The 16,014-nt window shown below is 71.0% G+C and carries 12 protein-coding genes; 5 read left to right on the forward strand and 7 right to left on the reverse strand.

Annotated features, from left to right (window positions below; all coding sequences use genetic code 11):
* Positions 1 to 92 precede the first annotated feature (92 nt).
* From ACIBF8_RS23755 to folE, 4 genes are all read left to right on the forward strand, one after another.
* Entirely contained in the window at positions 93 to 242 is a 150-nt protein-coding gene (locus ACIBF8_RS23755; RefSeq protein WP_396785816.1) for a hypothetical protein, read from the forward strand.
* 100 nt (positions 243 to 342) lie between these two features.
* Entirely contained in the window at positions 343 to 918 is a 576-nt protein-coding gene (hpt, locus tag ACIBF8_RS23760) for a hypoxanthine phosphoribosyltransferase (RefSeq protein WP_030328005.1), read from the forward strand.
* 529 nt (positions 919 to 1,447) lie between these two features.
* Positions 1,448 to 3,466 (forward strand): ATP-dependent zinc metalloprotease FtsH, encoded by a 2,019-nt coding sequence (gene ftsH, locus ACIBF8_RS23765; RefSeq protein WP_396785688.1) that lies wholly within the window; start codon positions 1,448 to 1,450, stop codon positions 3,464 to 3,466.
* A 35-nt stretch (positions 3,467 to 3,501) separates the two neighbouring features.
* Positions 3,502 to 4,167, forward strand: coding sequence for a GTP cyclohydrolase I FolE (gene folE / locus ACIBF8_RS23770; RefSeq protein WP_030328001.1), 666 nt, complete (start codon positions 3,502 to 3,504; stop codon positions 4,165 to 4,167).
* Positions 4,168 to 4,213: 46 nt separating this feature from the next.
* Here the strand turns inward: folE and ACIBF8_RS23775 are convergent, their stop codons facing one another.
* Both ACIBF8_RS23775 and ACIBF8_RS23780 read right to left on the reverse strand, forming a co-directional pair.
* A complete protein-coding gene (locus ACIBF8_RS23775) occupies positions 4,214 to 4,915 on the reverse strand; it encodes a hypothetical protein (protein ID WP_396785690.1) in 702 nt (233 codons plus the stop codon).
* Positions 4,916 to 4,943: 28 nt separating this feature from the next.
* On the reverse strand, positions 4,944 to 7,505 hold the full coding sequence (locus ACIBF8_RS23780) for an FtsK/SpoIIIE domain-containing protein (RefSeq protein WP_396785692.1): 2,562 nt from the start codon (positions 7,503 to 7,505) through the stop codon (positions 4,944 to 4,946).
* 306 nt (positions 7,506 to 7,811) lie between these two features.
* Here ACIBF8_RS23780 and ACIBF8_RS23785 point away from each other — a divergent pair, with 306 nt between their 5' ends.
* Entirely contained in the window at positions 7,812 to 8,255 is a 444-nt protein-coding gene (locus ACIBF8_RS23785; RefSeq protein ID WP_396785694.1) for a hypothetical protein, read from the forward strand.
* A gap of 3 nt (positions 8,256 to 8,258) precedes the next feature.
* On the opposite strand, the gene ACIBF8_RS23790 is transcribed toward ACIBF8_RS23785, so the two are convergent.
* The 5 genes from ACIBF8_RS23790 to ACIBF8_RS23810 all read right to left on the reverse strand — a co-directional run bounded on the left by ACIBF8_RS23790 (position 8,259) and on the right by ACIBF8_RS23810 (position 15,998).
* On the reverse strand, positions 8,259 to 8,858 hold the full coding sequence (locus tag ACIBF8_RS23790; RefSeq protein ID WP_396785696.1) for a hypothetical protein: 600 nt from the start codon (positions 8,856 to 8,858) through the stop codon (positions 8,259 to 8,261).
* A gap of 13 nt (positions 8,859 to 8,871) precedes the next feature.
* A complete protein-coding gene (locus ACIBF8_RS23795) occupies positions 8,872 to 10,050 on the reverse strand; it encodes a M23 family metallopeptidase (RefSeq protein WP_396785697.1) in 1,179 nt (392 codons plus the stop codon).
* Positions 10,047 to 10,595, reverse strand: coding sequence for a hypothetical protein (locus tag ACIBF8_RS23800; RefSeq protein ID WP_396785699.1), 549 nt, complete (start codon positions 10,593 to 10,595; stop codon positions 10,047 to 10,049). The genes ACIBF8_RS23795 and ACIBF8_RS23800 overlap by 4 nt, the downstream gene beginning before the upstream one ends.
* A gap of 5 nt (positions 10,596 to 10,600) precedes the next feature.
* Positions 10,601 to 12,526 carry an MFS transporter gene (locus ACIBF8_RS23805; RefSeq protein ID WP_396785701.1) on the reverse strand — a complete coding sequence of 642 codons (1,926 nt, stop codon included), beginning with the start codon at positions 12,524 to 12,526 and terminating at the stop codon, positions 10,601 to 10,603.
* A gap of 82 nt (positions 12,527 to 12,608) precedes the next feature.
* Complete coding sequence (locus ACIBF8_RS23810; protein ID WP_396785703.1) at positions 12,609 to 15,998, reverse strand: ATP-binding protein; 3,390 nt, start codon at positions 15,996 to 15,998, stop codon at positions 12,609 to 12,611.
* Between the last annotated feature and the right edge of the window lie 16 nt (positions 15,999 to 16,014).

Here is a 16,014-nt window from a genome sequence, read left to right on the forward strand (position 1 = left end):
CATTCCTGCCACTGTCCGGTCGGGTCCAGGGGGCGCAGACTGGTCTCAGTCCGGTGCGCACCGGCGGCGAAACCGACAGCAACCATGCGAAAGTGAGCGCCGCCATGGAGTTCTTGCTCTTCCTCCTGTTCCTCGTCCTGCTCGTCGCCGCCTCGGCGGCCGGCCTCACCGTCGACAGCCACGATTCGGCCGACTGGAAGCCCAGCGACGACGGCCGCCGCTGGCGGCCACGCACCAACTGATGCGGTTAGCGCGATTTGCGCGGAAAATCCTCGGCGGGACCGCGCCAAAAGGTGCGGCCCCGCCGACGGAGGCCATCCGACGTACGGCAGGCTAGGAGTCATGGCTGACGGCTCCTGGTACGACGCCGACATCGACCACGTGATCATCTCTGAGGCGCAGATCCGCGAGAAGACGGCGGAACTGGCCAAGCAGGTCTCCGCCGACTACGCCCACGTGGGCGACGGGCTGCTGCTGGTGTGCGTACTCAAGGGCGCGGTGATGTTCATGGCGGACTTCGCCCGGGCGCTGGGCCGTAACGGCCCGCCGGCGGAGCTCGACTTCATGGCCATCTCGTCCTACGGCCAGGGCACGACCTCTTCCGGGGTCGTCCGCATCCTCAAGGACCTGGACCGCGACATTGCCGGTCGGCACGTGGTCGTCGTCGAGGACATCGTCGACTCCGGGCTCACGCTCTCCTGGCTGCTGCGCTACCTCGAGTCGCGCTCGGCGGCGAGCGTCGAGGTGGTCGCCCTGTTCCGCAAGCCGGACGCGGTGAAGGTGCCGGTCCCGGTGAAGTACGTCGGCTTCGACATCCCCACCGAGTTCGTGGTCGGGTACGGCCTCGACTTCGGTGAGCGCTACCGGGAACTGCCGTACGTCGGGGTGCTCAAGCCCGAGGTCTACGCCCGCTCCTGACGCGGGCCCGACCCCTCGCGGCCCCCCGATCACCGGCGCGAGGCCGACTCGCATCGGCATCCATCAAGCCGACGTTCAGCGCGCTCTCAGCTGATGCGGTTACCGTGGAGCACGGTGGCCCGGAGGTTACTCCGCGCTCGACCCCCTCGATCGCGTGACCGGGCGTTCAGGTGGTCGAACCGGACTCCCCGCCACGCCGGTCTCTACCCGGCCCGCCGTACGTTGGTTGCGGGGCTGGTGGGCCTGCCCACGGTGCGTGCCGTCGATCTCGAAGGCGCGCCGGGTGCGGGGGGCTCGCAGGCTCGCTCCTGGCGTACATGGTCTTTTGAAGGTGCACGACTGCGGGGCTCGCAAGCTCACTCCTCGCGTACACGGTGTACCGTCGAATGACCGCGGCGCGGCAGTTTTCGCGCCTCGGGGTCGAGGCCGGCCCGCACGGCGGCTCCGGCCGCCGCTCACCGCGGCCACACCATCAGACGGTCAGGACGTCGATCAGGAGGATGCGGGCGCTCCGGCGCTCGACAACAGTATGGAACGTACGCGTTTCTTCCGCCGACCGGTGGTCTGGATCATCCTGGTCATCCTCGGCGCCGTTGTGCTCAGTCAGCTGTTCACCGCTGGTCCCAGCTACCACCGCGTGGACACTTCCGTTGCGCTCGATCAGCTGCACACCGCCAAGATCAACAAAGTCATCTTCCAGGACAAGGAGCAGACGCTCCAGCTGGACCTGGCCCAGAAGACGAAGTTCGGCAAGACCGAGACCAACAAGATCGAGGCTCAGTTCCCGTACCAGGCTGGCGACCAGATCTGGAACGAGGTGCTGGACGCCAAGGCAGCCAACCGGGTCACCGGCCCGGCCGACGCCAAGGTCTCCTCGGACAGCATCTGGGTGAGCCTGCTGGTCAACCTGCTGCCGATCGCGCTGCTCGTGCTCCTGCTGCTGTTCTTCATGTCGCAGATGCAGGGCGGCGGCTCCCGGGTGCTCAACTTCGGTAAGTCCAAGGCCAAGATGATCACCAAGGACACTCCGAAGACGACCTTCGCGGACGTCGCGGGTGCCGAGGAGGCCGTCGAGGAGCTGCACGAGATCAAGGACTTCCTGCAGAACCCGGCGAAGTACCAGGCCCTGGGCGCCAAGATCCCGAAGGGCGTGCTGCTGTTCGGCCCGCCCGGCACCGGCAAGACGCTGCTGGCCCGCGCGGTCGCCGGCGAGGCCGGCGTGCCCTTCTACTCCATCTCCGGCTCCGACTTCGTCGAGATGTTCGTCGGCGTCGGCGCCAGCCGGGTCCGCGACCTGTTCGAGCAGGCCAAGACGAACGCTCCGGCGATCGTCTTCGTCGACGAGATCGACGCCGTCGGTCGGCACCGTGGCGCCGGCATGGGCGGCGGCCACGACGAGCGGGAGCAGACGCTCAACCAGCTGCTCGTCGAGATGGACGGCTTCGACACCAAGGGCGGGGTCATCCTGATCGCCGCCACCAACCGGCCGGACATCCTCGACCCGGCGCTGCTGCGCCCGGGCCGGTTCGACCGGCAGATCCCGGTGGACGCCCCCGACATGGAGGGCCGCAAGGCCATCCTGCGGGTGCACGCCAAGGGCAAGCCGTTCACCCCCGATGTCGACCTCGACTCGGTGGCGCGGCGTACCCCGGGCTTCAGCGGCGCCGATCTGGCCAACGTGATCAACGAGTCGGCCCTGCTCACCGCCCGTAAGGACCAGCGGGCGATCACCAACGACTCGCTGGAAGAGTCGATCGACCGGGTGATCGCAGGTCCGCAGCGACGGACCCGCGTGATGAGCGACCAGGAAAAGAAGATCACCGCGTACCACGAGGGTGGCCACGCGCTGGTCGCCTGGGCGCTGCCGCACGCCGCGCCGGTGCACAAGGTGACGATCCTGTCGCGTGGCCGCTCGCTGGGCCACACCCTGGTGCTCCCGACCGAAGACAAGTACACCCAGACGCGCGCCGAAATGATCGACACCCTGGCGTACGCGCTGGGCGGCCGTGCCGCTGAGGAACTGGTCTTCCACGAGCCGACCACCGGTGCCGGCAACGACATCGAGAAGGCCACCCAACTGGCCCGCGCGATGATCACGCAGTACGGCATGAGCTCCAAGCTCGGCGCGATCAAGTACGGCACCAGCGGGGACGAGCCGTTCCTCGGCCGCAACATGGGCCACGAGCGGGACTACTCGGACTCGGTGGCCGCCGAGATCGACGGCGAGATGCGGGCACTGGTCGAGCTGGCGCACGACGAGGCCTGGGAGATCCTGGTGGAATACCGGGACGTCCTGGACAACATCGTGCTCGAGCTGATGGAGAAGGAGACCCTCTCCACGGCCGACATGGCGCGGATCTGCTCCCGGGTGGTCAAGCGCCCGCCGCTGGCGCCGTACAACGGCTTCGGCAAGCGCCAGCCGTCCACCGAGCCGCCCGTGCTCACCCCCGCGGAGAAGGACAAGCTCAAGGCGCAGGCCCAGGCCGACGGCGCGCAGGCGTCGGTCGGCGGTGGGGCGCCGTCCAACAACTCGGACGGCACGCACTGAGCAACGACCCGACGGCCAGCTCCCCGCACCGGGAGCTGGCCGTCTCCGCGACCGAACCCGACGGCGACGACGAGCTGGACTACGTGGCCGCGCGGCTGATCAGCGGCAAGCTGACCGGCCGCCCGGTCGAAGATGCGGTCGACCTCGGCCGGATCGAGAAGGCCGTCCGGGAGATCCTGATCGCGGTCGGCGAAGATCCGGACCGCGACGGACTTCAGCAGACTCCGGCCCGAGTCGCCCGCGCGTACGCCGAACTCTTCGCCGGCCTCCGGGTCGACCCGGCCCAGGTGCTCAGCACCACCTTCGAGGCCAACCACGAAGAGCTGGTCATCGTCCGAGACATCGACGTGATGAGCCTCTGTGAGCACCACCTGCTGCCCTTCCGGGGCAGCGCGCACATCGGCTACATCCCGGGCCCGGACGGGCGGATCACCGGCCTGTCCAAGTTGGCCCGACTGGTCGAGGTCTTCGCCCGTCGTCCGCAGGTGCAGGAGCGGCTCACCTCGCAGGTCGCCGACCTGCTGATGAGCAAACTCGCACCACGCGGGGTCGTCGTCGTGCTGGAGTGCGAGCACATGTGCATGGCGATGCGCGGCATCCAGAAATCCGGCGCCAAGACCATCACGTCAGCCGTGCGCGGCATCCTGCAGACCGACTCCAAGTCGCGGGCCGAGGCGATGGCGCTGATCATCCCCCGCTGACACTCCGACGCAGTACGGCCGGCTGTCGCTTTCCTGCGAGGGCTGGTCAGCCGGCGAGCAGAGCCAGCAGTAGGCCGGCCGTGGCCAGCACCGCCGGCACCAGGCACACCAACGCGCCGAAGCGCACCGTCCGGTCCAGCCGCTCAGACGGGGCAACCCGGAACAACCGCCCGATGCCGATCCAACCGGCGACGAACGCGACCGCCGGCATCGGCAGCCCGCAGATCAGTGCGGCCACGGTGGCCGGACCCACCCCCGTCGCCACGTACACCGCGAGCTGGATCAGTGGCACCACCAGCGCGAACGGCCCGTACACCAGGAGGTTGCGCGGCCGCGCGGGCCAGGACCCCGGGCGGAACCGGCGGCGCGCGGCCAGCGCCGCGTCCGCCGCCTCGGCCCGACCCCGCGCGGCCCGCAGCGCCGCCAACACGGCCGCCGGCCCGCCCGCCATCGACCGGGCCGCCTCGGACAGTTCCGGCGGCGACGGCACCAGGGAGATCGCCGGTACGCCCAACTCCCGCAGCCGTTCCTGCTGGCTCGCCAGCCCGGTGCGGACCACCGTCAGCTCCTCCCGGGCGGCCTCCGCCGATCGGGCCTGCTCACCGGCGGCGGCAGCCGCGCTACGGCGTACCCCATCCAACTGGCGGGCCGCGGCCAGATACTCCGCCCAGCCCGCGCTGGGCTCGGCCGCTGCCGGCGCGGCATCGCGCTGCCGCACCGGCCCGGCCACCGTTGCGCTCGGACCCACCTCGACACCTCCCACGCGCGCCACCCGATCAGCCGGCCTCGTCGGCGAACGGCACCAGGACAATGCCCCGCTCGCCCGGGCCGTCCCAGAGCACCGCTCGGTCGGGGCGCGCCTGCCACTCCACCGGCCGACCGAAGACCGCGGTGAGCTGCGCAACCGGCACGTCCAGCACGGCCACCGCGGCCAACTTGTCGACCTCACCCGGCGGCTCGAACAGCGCGGCGAACGGTGGCACGGCGCGCCACCAGCCCAGCAGATGCCGGCCCGCCGGCGGCCCGTCCAGCAGGAGGGACCGCAGCCGCTCCACCGGCAGCTCCCGAGGGCCCGGCCGGTCCAGCCCGAAGACCACCAGATACGTGGGAAGGTCGTCGACCGTGTCCGCGAGCAGCGTCGAAAGATCCACCAACTCGGCCGAGTGCCGGACCGCCAACTCGGCCGTCAACGCCTCCGCCAGCGCCCGAGAGCCCGGGTCCGGTGCCGCCACCAGGAAGCGGGCCGTGCCCGGCGCGTGATGCGCCGACGTGCTCCGGGCCGCCGTCGCCAACAGCCCGCCCGCCGCGGTGCCCGAACCCAGCACCGCGAGGTTGCGCCCGGCCGCCGGCCCCACCGGTACGGCGACCGTCGAGCGGGCCACGTCCACCGCACGGCCCAGCAGGGCGGCCGGTCCGTGCGCCTGCCCCGCCAGGGCCGCCCGGTGTCGCGGATCGTTGCCCAGCAGCGGACGTGCGTAACCAGCGAAGACGACCGGGGGTACCGACCCGGCCGGCCGGGCCGCCCACAACTCGTGCCGCAGCCGCTCCACCACCTCCGGGTGGTCCTGCGGATCCGGGTGACGGATCAGCCGCTCGTGGCCCCGGATCGCGCCCCGAGGGCCGCCCAGCCCGCCGGCCGTGTTCACCACCGCGCTGCCCACCGGCAGACCGGCCGCCGAGTCGTTCGTCGGCTCCAGCACCGGACTGCCACCCGGCAGCGCCACCCGCACCGGAAACTGCCCCAGCACCGAATCCCGATGACCACCATCCGCGCGCGCACTCAGCCCCAACTCACCCGCGCCCGCCAACACCAGGTGCACGCCGTACGCCCGACCGGCCCGGGCCAGCCCGTCCAACTGGGCGGCCACCTCGGCGGCCAGCCGGTCCCGCTCGGCGAAGAGCAGCGGCACGTTATCCACCACACAGACGATCCGCGGCAGCGGCTGATGCTGACGCAGCTCCGCGAAGCGTTGCCCCCCGGCCCGGGCACCCGCCTCGGTCCGGCGCTGCACCTCGGCCGTCAACTCGTCGAGCAGGTCGCGGACGTACTCCCGGTCGGCGGCGATCGCGGCCGCGCGTACCTGCGGAATCCACGACCGGTCCCGCTCGGTCTGCAGGAACTCCACGAAGGATTCGCCGTCACCGAGATCCGCGAGGTAGAACGCCAGGTCGTCCGGGCCGTACCGGGCGGCCAGGCCGAGCAGCGCGGTGGTCAGGAACGCCGCACGCCCCGCCGCGGACCGGCCGCTCACCAGCCAGTGCGGGGTCAACTCGGTGAAGCCCAGCGGCACCGACCGGCCGGCGGCATCACCGACGGTGGTGGTCAACCCGTCCGCGGAATCCGACTCCCACAGCCGCTCACCCGTCGGCGGCAGCAAAGCAGCCAACCCCAACCGGGAACCCGCCTCCACCTGCTCGGCGAGCCGTCGACAGACCGCATCGACCAGTTCGGCCGGCGGGTCCGACTCGACGAAGACGGGCGAGTTCAAACCGCCCGGCGGATCGGCGCCCGGACCAGCGAACGACGCCCCCGGCGGGTCGCCGAGCAGCGCGTACGCGTTCCGCAGCGCCAGCGGCGTCGTGTGCGGCAGCGGTGCTCGGGCCGAGTACGGGCCGGCGGGAGGCCAGCCCGCCACCACCAGGTGCAGCCCCGCACCCGGCCCCTGCTCGGCCAACACCTCGATCCGGGCCAGATCGCTCGGGCCGGTCGACTCCGGCAGCGCGGCCACCACCAGCAACAACGTGCGATCGTGACGGCGCCGCCCACTCGCCCCCGGCGTGACCCACTGCTCCGCCTCAGTCAGCACCGCCCGCAGACCCACCACGTCCACCACCGGCGGCGGCAGCAGGCCCGCATCCGCGAGCGCTCCGAACGGTGTCAGCGCAACCCCGGTGGCATCCACCGCCCGAACCAGCAGGGCGCCCGCCGGCGCCGCGCCCAACAACCGCAGGAGTACGGCCCGGAGCAACCCGGCCACCCTCGGTTCCCGCGCGTCAGCGTCCACGCTGAGGTGACCGGTGCCGACAAGCGGAACCAGTGCGGGGAAGCGTGCGTCGTCCAAGGGTGCGGCAGTGCCGACTCGGACGAACGGCGGCGGACCGTCACCCGCCGGAGAGTCCACAGTGAGCGAGTCAAGTGCCGCGCCCGACCAACCCGGCGCCAACAACGCCGCTACGGTCCGTAGACGATCGGCCACCTCGTACTGGCGGCGCTGATCGGCCGGAGCCGGTCGCGTCTCGTCCAGGATCCCGGCCGCCGCGGTTGCGACGGCCGCCGCCCGACGGTGCAGGGCTGCGGCGCGGTTCGTGCGAGCCTTCGGACCGGCCACCGCGTCCACCCCCTCTGCCCGAGGTTGGCAACCCCTCCCCAAGCAGAGACGGTATCCCAGCCGAGGCGACTCCTCCGGGAAGTGCCCCGGCGCTGCGCCGGTGTTGTCGTGGATCTCACCGGTGGGGAGCGGTCCGTCACGATCCGCTGGATCTGAGGCATTGGCTCCGGCGCGTCCAGCCGATAACGTCAGGAGGTGGAATCAGTGCAGCCCCCCGCCGGTTCCCAGGTCTCCCGCGTACCGGCCCAACGGTCACCGTCCGAGCAGCTGCCGCCCGCCCCGGCAACGCCGGCACCGCAGCCGCCCCGTCGCCGGATGCGGACGGTGCTCACGGTTGTCGCTGGGGTGCTCGCACTGCTCTGCCTCGGCGGGGTCGCGACGGCCTATGTCTGGTACAACCGCGCGGCAGCACCGGATCGCAGTACGCCAGACGTTGTGGTGATCAACTATCTCCAGGCGACGCTCGTCTCTCGCGATTCGAACCGAGCTAAGTTGTTCACCTGTGACGGTGCGGTCGCGTCGGTCGACAAGTTCGCTGCTGAGGTAACCGAGCGGGAGCAGGAATTGGGCGTCTCTTTCTCGATCAATATCGAAGACGTTGCCGTCTCCAAGACCGCTGCTGCCGATGCTTCGGTAACCGCTGTCATCCGACGAAGCGCCGCAATTGACGGAGTTCATCAGAGCTTGGCGGATACCTGGCGGTTCGATGTGGAAGATCGGGAGGGATGGCGCGTCTGTGCCGGCTCCAGAGTCAGCTGACTACTATTCGATCCACAGCAAATGGACGGGAACCTCCAAGGTCGTGGGGGATTGCCCACGCCAGGCCCAGCGGTACCACTCCACCTCGGGCGTGATGCGCACGCAGATGTCCCCCTCCGCCCCCGAGTAGGTCTCGGTGACCGCTCGAAGGTCACGGTGCTCCAAGCCGCCCTCGACGTGCACCACCCGCCGACCGGTGACCGCGTCCGCCTCGAAGACGGGTGTGGGGCTCCGGTGCGCCGGACCGTCCAGCGAGACCAACCGGATGCCGGTATCGCGGGCACTGTCCATCCCCGGTCGGCTGCCGACGGTCTCCACCCAGACCCGCTCCACCGGCACGAGCGGCGCGAACACCTCGACCTGGTCGGCTTCGGCCCGGTACCACTCGTGCTCGGGGATCACCGGCACGTAGGTCCGCGCGCTCTGCACCACCCGGTCGTCCGCGCGTAGGTCACCGCGCCAGCCCAGCCCCGGCAGCCCGACCAAGACCCGTCGCCCGCGCAACTCCACCCGCTCCGTCGCGGGGACGATGGCCAGCGGTCGAGGTGGCTGCGGTGCCCAGTCGGGCTGGTCGGCGAACGGGTCGGGCAACGGTCCGGTCATACCCGCGGCGGCCTCACTCGGCGGCGCGCAGCGGGGCGCCCCGCTGGCGCATGAACGGGACCGGGTTCACCGCGCCAGACGCATTGCGGTCGTTGCGCACGTGCACCTCGAAATGCAGGTGTGGGCCGGAGGAGTTGCCGCTGCTACCGACCTTCCCGATCACCTCGCCGGCCGCCACCATTTGATCTTTCTCGACGAAGGGCTTAACCACCATGTGGCAATACCGGGTGATGTAGCCGCCGGCGTGCAGCAGGTCGACGAACCAGCCACAGCCCTTCTTGCCGGGGAATCCGTCCACATTGCAGTCCTGTCGGCCGCGGTAGTCCTCGTCGCAGGTGGAGACCAGCACCCGACCGGCCGCTGCCGCGCGGATCTCGGTGCCCTTAGCCGCGCCGATGTCGACGCCGTCGTGGCCGGGTCGGCTGGCGGTGCGGAAACCGGAGCCGACATTGCCGGGGATCGGTGCGGTCCAGCCGGAGGCGGCGATGTGGCCGCGCTCGGCCGCGTTGCACACCGCCTTGCCGTTGATCTCGACGGTGCGGGCCGCACCGCCGGCCAGCGCGTCCACGAGCCGACTGGCCAGCTCCTCGTGTTTGGCGTATGCGTCCGGGTATGCGCTGATTTGCACGCGCTGCGCGACCACCGTCAGCGGTCGGCGCTGCCAACTTTCTACCTTGACGAGCTTCTCGTAGAACTTGCGGGCCGCGTAGGCGGGGGTCAACCGCTCGGCAACCGTGCCCCACCCGGGCCGCTGCTGGAACAGGCCCAACGAGTCATGGTCCGCGCCGACGCCCTCGTGCGGCAGGGCCAGGGACTCGGGCACACCGCTGTTCGCCAGGTTGCGCAGGGCGGACTCCTGCATGGCGGTGGCGAGGGCGATCACCCAGCCCCGGGAGGGCACGCCCATGTCCTGGCCAACCTTGATGATGATCGCGGCATTGCGGACCTGGGTGTCGCCGTACTCGCTGAACCGCGGCAGCTTGCCGGCGATATTCACCGCCCGGACCGGCCCGCACTCCAAGCCTGCCAAGGCGTCCCCGTTCTCGGCGTCGTCGCCGCCCAGCCCGGTGAGGAAGAACGCCGCGGTGCCGCCGGTGCAGCAGAGCAGAAGCAACACCCCGGTGAGCACCGCCGCGATCACACCGAGCCGGAGGGGTCGACGGCGGGTTTCGGCGCTACCAACGTCGTTCACGGCCGCTCCCAGTCCAGAACGTCGACCAGCCAACCACCGTCGGAGGTGACCAACTCCAGCCGGAGCCGGCCGGTATCAAGGGGGAGCAGCAACTCGACGAAGGTCTCGGTCCGCTCTCGCATCGTCGGGGGACCGGTGACCTTCTCGGCGGGCACACTCCCGGGCTCGGCGCCGGTCAACTTTTCTGTCAGCCCCGGCGTGGAGAGCGGCCGTAGGCCAGCCTGCCACTCTTCGGGGGTCATCCCGGGACGACCCAGCCAGGCCGTGGCGAAGCGGTCGGCGGTCTGCTCGGGCGTGCGCGCGCCGGGCGACGTCACGGGTGACGGCGGAGCCGCGCTGTTGAGTAGACCGTCGTCACCGGCCGTCGGGTCCACGGTGATGATCGGGCCGTTCGGACGGCTGCTCAGCCCGTCCGCCGGATCGCCCGGCTGGGAGATCAGTCGGGCCGCCCCGAGCACGCCGACGATCACCAGCCCGATCACCAGCGCCACACCCAGCCGCGATCGCAGCGCCCGGGTGAAGAGGAATTCCAACGCCCGTCGCATGACCGTCACCGCGCCTCTGAGCGCACCCGAGGTCCGGTGCGATCCGGTGCTCGCTCGGTGGAGCCCGGGCGGTAAACCACAAACGACGGGTTCTCGGCCGGTACGTCCGGTTCGGTCCAGGTGGCCGGCTGTCGGCGTCGGGGCTGCGGGGCGACCGGGCGGCTCCGGCCACTGCGTTCCTCCGCCGGTGCCTCGTCAGGCCGCTCCCGACCGTCGGGGCGCACCGCGTCTGTGCGCCGGCCCTCGGCCGCAGCGGTCGGCACCGGAACCGGGTCCTCCCGCCGCGCCTCCGGACGTAGCCGGGTCTGCTCGGCGTCGGGTGACCGTCGACGTCCGCCCACCGGCTCGGCGGTGCCGCCCGGCTCCGCCACGTCCAGGCGCGCGGCCGTCCGCATGTCGCGGAAGAACCGGCGGTGCCAGGACCCGGCGGAGCTGACCGCCTCGCTGCTGTCCTTGCCGCCGAGTTGGGTGATCCGCCGGTACGGCCGCAGCAGCAGCCATCCGACCACCCCGCAGAGCCAGACCAGCACCACCTGAAGCCAACCCGGCATGGTGGGGGTACTCATGATCAGGTCGACGGCGAACAAATAGATGGCAGCCCCGGTGCCAAAGATGGCGATGTTGAACAACGCGGCGACCACGGCGTTTGCCAACCGTCGCAGACCGGCGCTGGCCGGCCGGAGCAGGCCGATGGTGCCGAGGATGGGTGCCGCAATCACCGCCCATCGGAAGATCAGGAAGCCCAGCAAGACCAGCAACGACGCGGTCAGGTCGAACATCGCGAAAAGTATGGCCGCGAGCACGGCGATGAACCCAGCGCCGACCCGGTCCATATCCCGCACACCCTGGAGGTACTCGTACGCCTCTGGGTCCTCCGTCTTGATCTGTTGCGCTACCCGCGCCCACTGCTGCTGCTTTGCCTTAATGGTCGCATTCCGAGCGGCCGAGCTGGCACGCATTGATTTGGCCTCACCCCACGTCAGGGACTTCGCATCGTAGAGCGCGGGGCCGTATTTGAGAGCCGTCTCGCTGTCGGCCGAACCGAGCACGCCCCGGAGCCAGTTTCGGTAGAGCATCGTTTCGGTGGCAGTGTCGCTGGCCCGGACGGCAGGAGTTCGGAGATCCTTGCAGCGGTCGGGGTCGATGCACCGTCCAGGGTCCGGCTCCTTTGCTTGCGGCCCAACGGCGTCATGCACCACTCCGAGACTGGTGACAAGGGCACCGTCGGCGATATTCGCCGACTTGACCGGCCAAGCGGCCAGGGCCGTGACCGCGACCATCACCAGCAGCGCCCAGCCTGCGGTGGTCATCGCGTTGCTCATGTCTGACTGACGGGACCGCCAGAGTAGGTAGAGTCCCACCACGCAGAGGGTGACAATGCCGAAGACGCTAAACACCTTCTGGTAGACGGCCTTGGTCGCTTGTTCGACAAGCGGGTCCGCCCAGCCCCACATCGAACCGGGGTCCCAGGCGCGCTCTCTGAGCGCATTTGACGCGCCGATGATTGCGGTGGCGGCCATGAACTCGCCATTGGCGACCGTCGTGGTGAACTTGTAGTCCGGATGAAGCACGCTCGAGGCGCATCCGCCGTCGACGTCGTAGGTGTTGTAGCTGTAGCCCCCATAGCCATAGAGGCTGTACCGGCCAGCTATGCCATTCGCCGCATCCGTCGGTGGCGCGGCGGCGAACCAACCGGCGAGCCCGGAATCCGGCGCACCCGGGGTTGGCGCGTTACGGCACTTGACCTCGTCCTCGCTGATCGCTTGCAGCTTCGCGACGCAGGCGCGGAAGTCGGCTTGCCATTCGGGGGCCGTGCAGAGGTCGGCGCGGGCCTGGGCGGCGGGCGGTGCGGCGGCTGCGGCCTCCGCGCCGATCAGCGGCCAGGTGAGGCTGGCCCCGGCCAGTACGCCGAGGGCGAGCAGGAACGACACGGTCCTGGCCCATGCCCCAGGACCTGGGTCACGCGACTGCGCCTCGGCTCGACCGAGGACCCTGACCCAGGCCCTAGCCATGTCACGCCTCCAGATCCGGCAGGGGGATGCTCGGCAGCACTCCGGCCGCTGCGGCGATCGCGGCGGGCGTCGTGTCGAGGTGATCCAGCAGCCCTTCGACGTACGAGACGTCGACTCGGACCTTCTGCACCCGGCCGTCGACGTCGCGCATCACGAACTCGCGGAAGCCGAGCCGGCTGGACGAGCTGGTGTCGGCGGCGGAGAGCGAGGCGAGGGTGGCCTCGTACCCGTCGTTCACCGGCACCCGGAGCAACCGCAGTGCTTCGGAGGCGATCTCGGCGTCTTCGGCGATGCGGCCGACGAAGACGGTGGAGACGAGGTTCTGTACGTCGAGGCCGAGGATGTCGCGCGGGTTCTGTGAGGCGACCAGTGCGGCCAGGTTCCATTTGCGGGAGTCGCGAGCGAGTCGGACCAGGAAGGAGCGCCCGGACCGCCAGCCCTCCATGAAGTGCGCCTCGTCGAGGCCGACGAGTTTGCGGGACGACATCGAGCCGCCGTAGCAGCGGCGGACGGCGAGCCGGTGCGCGGTGTGCAGCATCGGCAGGGCCAGTGCCTCCTCGGCTGACCAGTACTCCCGTTCGATCTTGAGGTCGGGCAACCGCAGCCCAGCCATGGTGATCACGGTGAGCGCCGCGTCGGCGCCGAGCAGCCCTTCTGGCGGTCGGCCGAAGAACAGCATGGCCAGGGGCATTTCGGCGGTGTCCAGCAGCAGGTTGGCCAGTTCCTTGCCGGCGTCGTCGTCGAGCCGCCCGAGGCAGCTCACCACGTCGTCCAGGGTGGATGTCTCCTCGGCGGGAACCTGGCGGACGGCGTGCCGGAACAGGGTGGCGGTCGACGCCTCCCTGGCCACCTGCGGCGGGACGAGCATCATGCAGATGTCCTGGACCAGCATCCGCCGCTCGGCACGGGCGTTGGAGACCGCGATCTCGAACTCCCGGTCACCGGCGGCCCCGGTGCCGAACTCGCTGCGCAGTGGCGTCGGGATGAGCGAGTAGGGCGCCAGCGTGCCGTGCTCCGAGCCGGTCAGGTTCAACACCCGGGAGTACGGCCGCAGCTCGGGCATCGCGCAGAGTCGGGCCAGGGGCCCGGACGGGTCGAGTAGGGTCACCTGGACACCTCGGCGGGCGGCCAGGTAGCCCAGGGCGCCGAGCAGGGTGGACTTACCACCGCCCGGTTCGGCGACGAAGACCGCGAGCCCGGAGCGTTCCCGGACCTCCATGGGGAAGTGCAGGTCGAGGAAGACCGGGCGGCGGCAGGTGCCGGCGGTCCGGCCGATCAGGTCGCCCCGCCGGTCGCCCACGTTCGACGCGGCCTGGGGGAGCGCCGCGGCGAGCAGTGGCACCGGCATGCGGCGGACGTAGCCGGTATTGGCGATCGGCTCGCCGGGGATGAACTCGCGGGCCAGCCAGTCCTGGTTCTTCGGGTGCTGCAGCGAGATGCGCAGCTCCCGGGAGTAGAGCTGGATGAGCCGGCGGGCCCGCTCGAGGCATTCTTCCCTGGTCCGGCCGCCGACCGCGATCCGGTGCCAGCCGTGCGCACGGGCCGAGTCGACCGGCAGACCGGTGGTCATCTCGTCACCGATCACCAGGGCGCGCTTGGCCAGTCGTTCCAGCTCCGGGGGCGCGTCGATGCCGTGCTCGGCGTAGTCGAGTTGTTGCGAGCGGATCATCCGCAGCCGGTGTTCGAGATTGCGGAAGGAGTCGCCGGAGCCGAGGATGTCGACGCGGGTGGAGATCTCCATCGGCCAGGGCAGCCGCTCGTGGAAGTGCAGCCAGGGCTCGTGCCGTTCCGGGATCTCCAGCGGCTCCATCCGGCCGACCGCGAGCACGGCGACGTGCCGCTCCTCGCCCGTCATCCGGTTGACCAGCTTGACCGTCGAGCCGTACGGGGTGCGGTAGCGCTCAACCTGCTCGGTCATGGCGAGCAGGTCACCGCGCTCCCAGTGCCCGTCGGTGACCGGGGAGAGGGTGCTCGGCGGCGACATGCACAGCGCCACGGAGCGGTAGAGCAGCCACTCCAACTCCTGGGCGGTGACCCGCCGCCCGCGCATGCCGAACGCGCCGAGCACCTCGTCGAACTGCTCGACGGTGCGGCCCAGCTTGCGGCGTTCGCCGTCCGCGGTGCCCCGCCCGAAGGTGCGCAGCAGCCGCTCGGTGAGGGAGTCGCCGAGGGACCGGCGGGCGAAGGTGACGCCCAGGTAGGTCTGCCCCTCGGCGTGGTTGACCGCCATCAGGTGCCGTTGGGCGGCGACCAGGTGATCGGCCCAGCCGGTGGTGCCGGGCACGTCGGGCAGGGGTGCCGAGGTGTGCGTGTCGATGGTGCGCGCCCACTCGTCGGCGGGGAACGGCCGGGTGGTGCGGCGCAGGTGCAGCCGGAAGCCGGCCAGGCCGGCGTACTGCTCGGAGATCGCCGACAGCAGCGCCTCGCGTTCGGCGTCCGGCCGGAACGCCCAGCGGACCTCGGGCAGCCAATACCAGGCGGTGACGGTGTTCGGAGTGAAGGTCAGGTGGCCGGCGATCTCGGTGATGGCCAACTCGACCGACGGATCCCGATCCCCGAATTTGATCTTCGGAGCCCGAACCCGGGTCGGCTTGATCGGTCGGTCCGGTCGGCTAGCCGTGCGCTGTCGGGGCGGGGCGACCTCCTTCCCGGTGGGTCGGCCCGGCTCGGTTGCCCGGCGCGCCGTGCGCTCCAGAGCCGGCCGATCCGCGGCCGCGATGGCCGGCTGCTCCGCCGGAGTCGTCGCCCGAGCCGCTTGAGCCGCCGGTCGGGCTGTGGGACGGCCATCCGGCACGGTGCCGGCCGGTCGACCAGCGGGACCAGTGACCGCCGCCGGCGACCCACGGCCGGTGGTCGGATCGGGCTCGTCCGGTGGACGGTGCATCGGCCGTCGATCGCCGGCCTGATGCGGGACTCGGGGCTCGCTAGCCGGGTGGCCGCCGCCGTGCCGTGGCTCGGCGGGCCGCTCGCCGTTGCCGGCTTGGTCGGCGGGTGTCCACGGTGGCTCCAGCTCGGGAGTCGCGCGAGGTGGTGCCGGGCTGGCGACGGGCGGCGGCTGATGCGGGATCGCCGGCTGCTCCCGGGTGCCCGGGCCGGCCGTGACGGCGCGTGCCGTGCCGGGCCGAGCCCCGCCGAAGAGGTCCAGGAAGGGGGAGTCGATATCGGCGTTCTCGCCGGCCGACACCGCGCTGGGCTCGGCGGGCGGCGTACGGCGGGGAACCGGTCGGGGCGCCTGGAACACACCGACGGCACCGTGGCCGGGGGAGGTCACCAGCGCGGGATCGAGCGCCACCTCGCCCTCGTCGTCGGTGTAGTCGAATGAGTGCGGACGGTGACCGGTCGGCGCGGGCGGGCGGCCGGCCGGAGAGCCCGGCGTGGAGGAGCGGCTCATGCGACCGCCTCGGAAA

This window comes from Micromonospora sp. NPDC050276, assembly GCF_044459545.1.
Classification (GTDB): Bacteria; Actinomycetota; Actinomycetes; order Mycobacteriales; family Micromonosporaceae; genus Micromonospora.

What these genes read in the sequence shown, in the direction of transcription:
- ftsH (WP_396785688.1), top strand. Translation starts at nt 1,448, where the DNA reads ATGGAACGTACGCGTTTCTTCCGCCGACCGGTGGTCTGGATCATCCTG.
- hpt (WP_030328005.1), top strand. Translation starts at nt 343, where the DNA reads ATGGCTGACGGCTCCTGGTACGACGCCGACATCGACCACGTGATCATC.
- ACIBF8_RS23785 (WP_396785694.1), top strand. Translation starts at nt 7,812, where the DNA reads ATGCGGACGGTGCTCACGGTTGTCGCTGGGGTGCTCGCACTGCTCTGC.
- ACIBF8_RS23790 (WP_396785696.1), bottom strand. Translation starts at nt 8,858, where the DNA reads ATGACCGGACCGTTGCCCGACCCGTTCGCCGACCAGCCCGACTGGGCA.
- ACIBF8_RS23810 (WP_396785703.1), bottom strand. Translation starts at nt 15,998, where the DNA reads ATGAGCCGCTCCTCCACGCCGGGCTCTCCGGCCGGCCGCCCGCCCGCG.
- ACIBF8_RS23800 (WP_396785699.1), bottom strand. Translation starts at nt 10,595, where the DNA reads ATGCGACGGGCGTTGGAATTCCTCTTCACCCGGGCGCTGCGATCGCGG.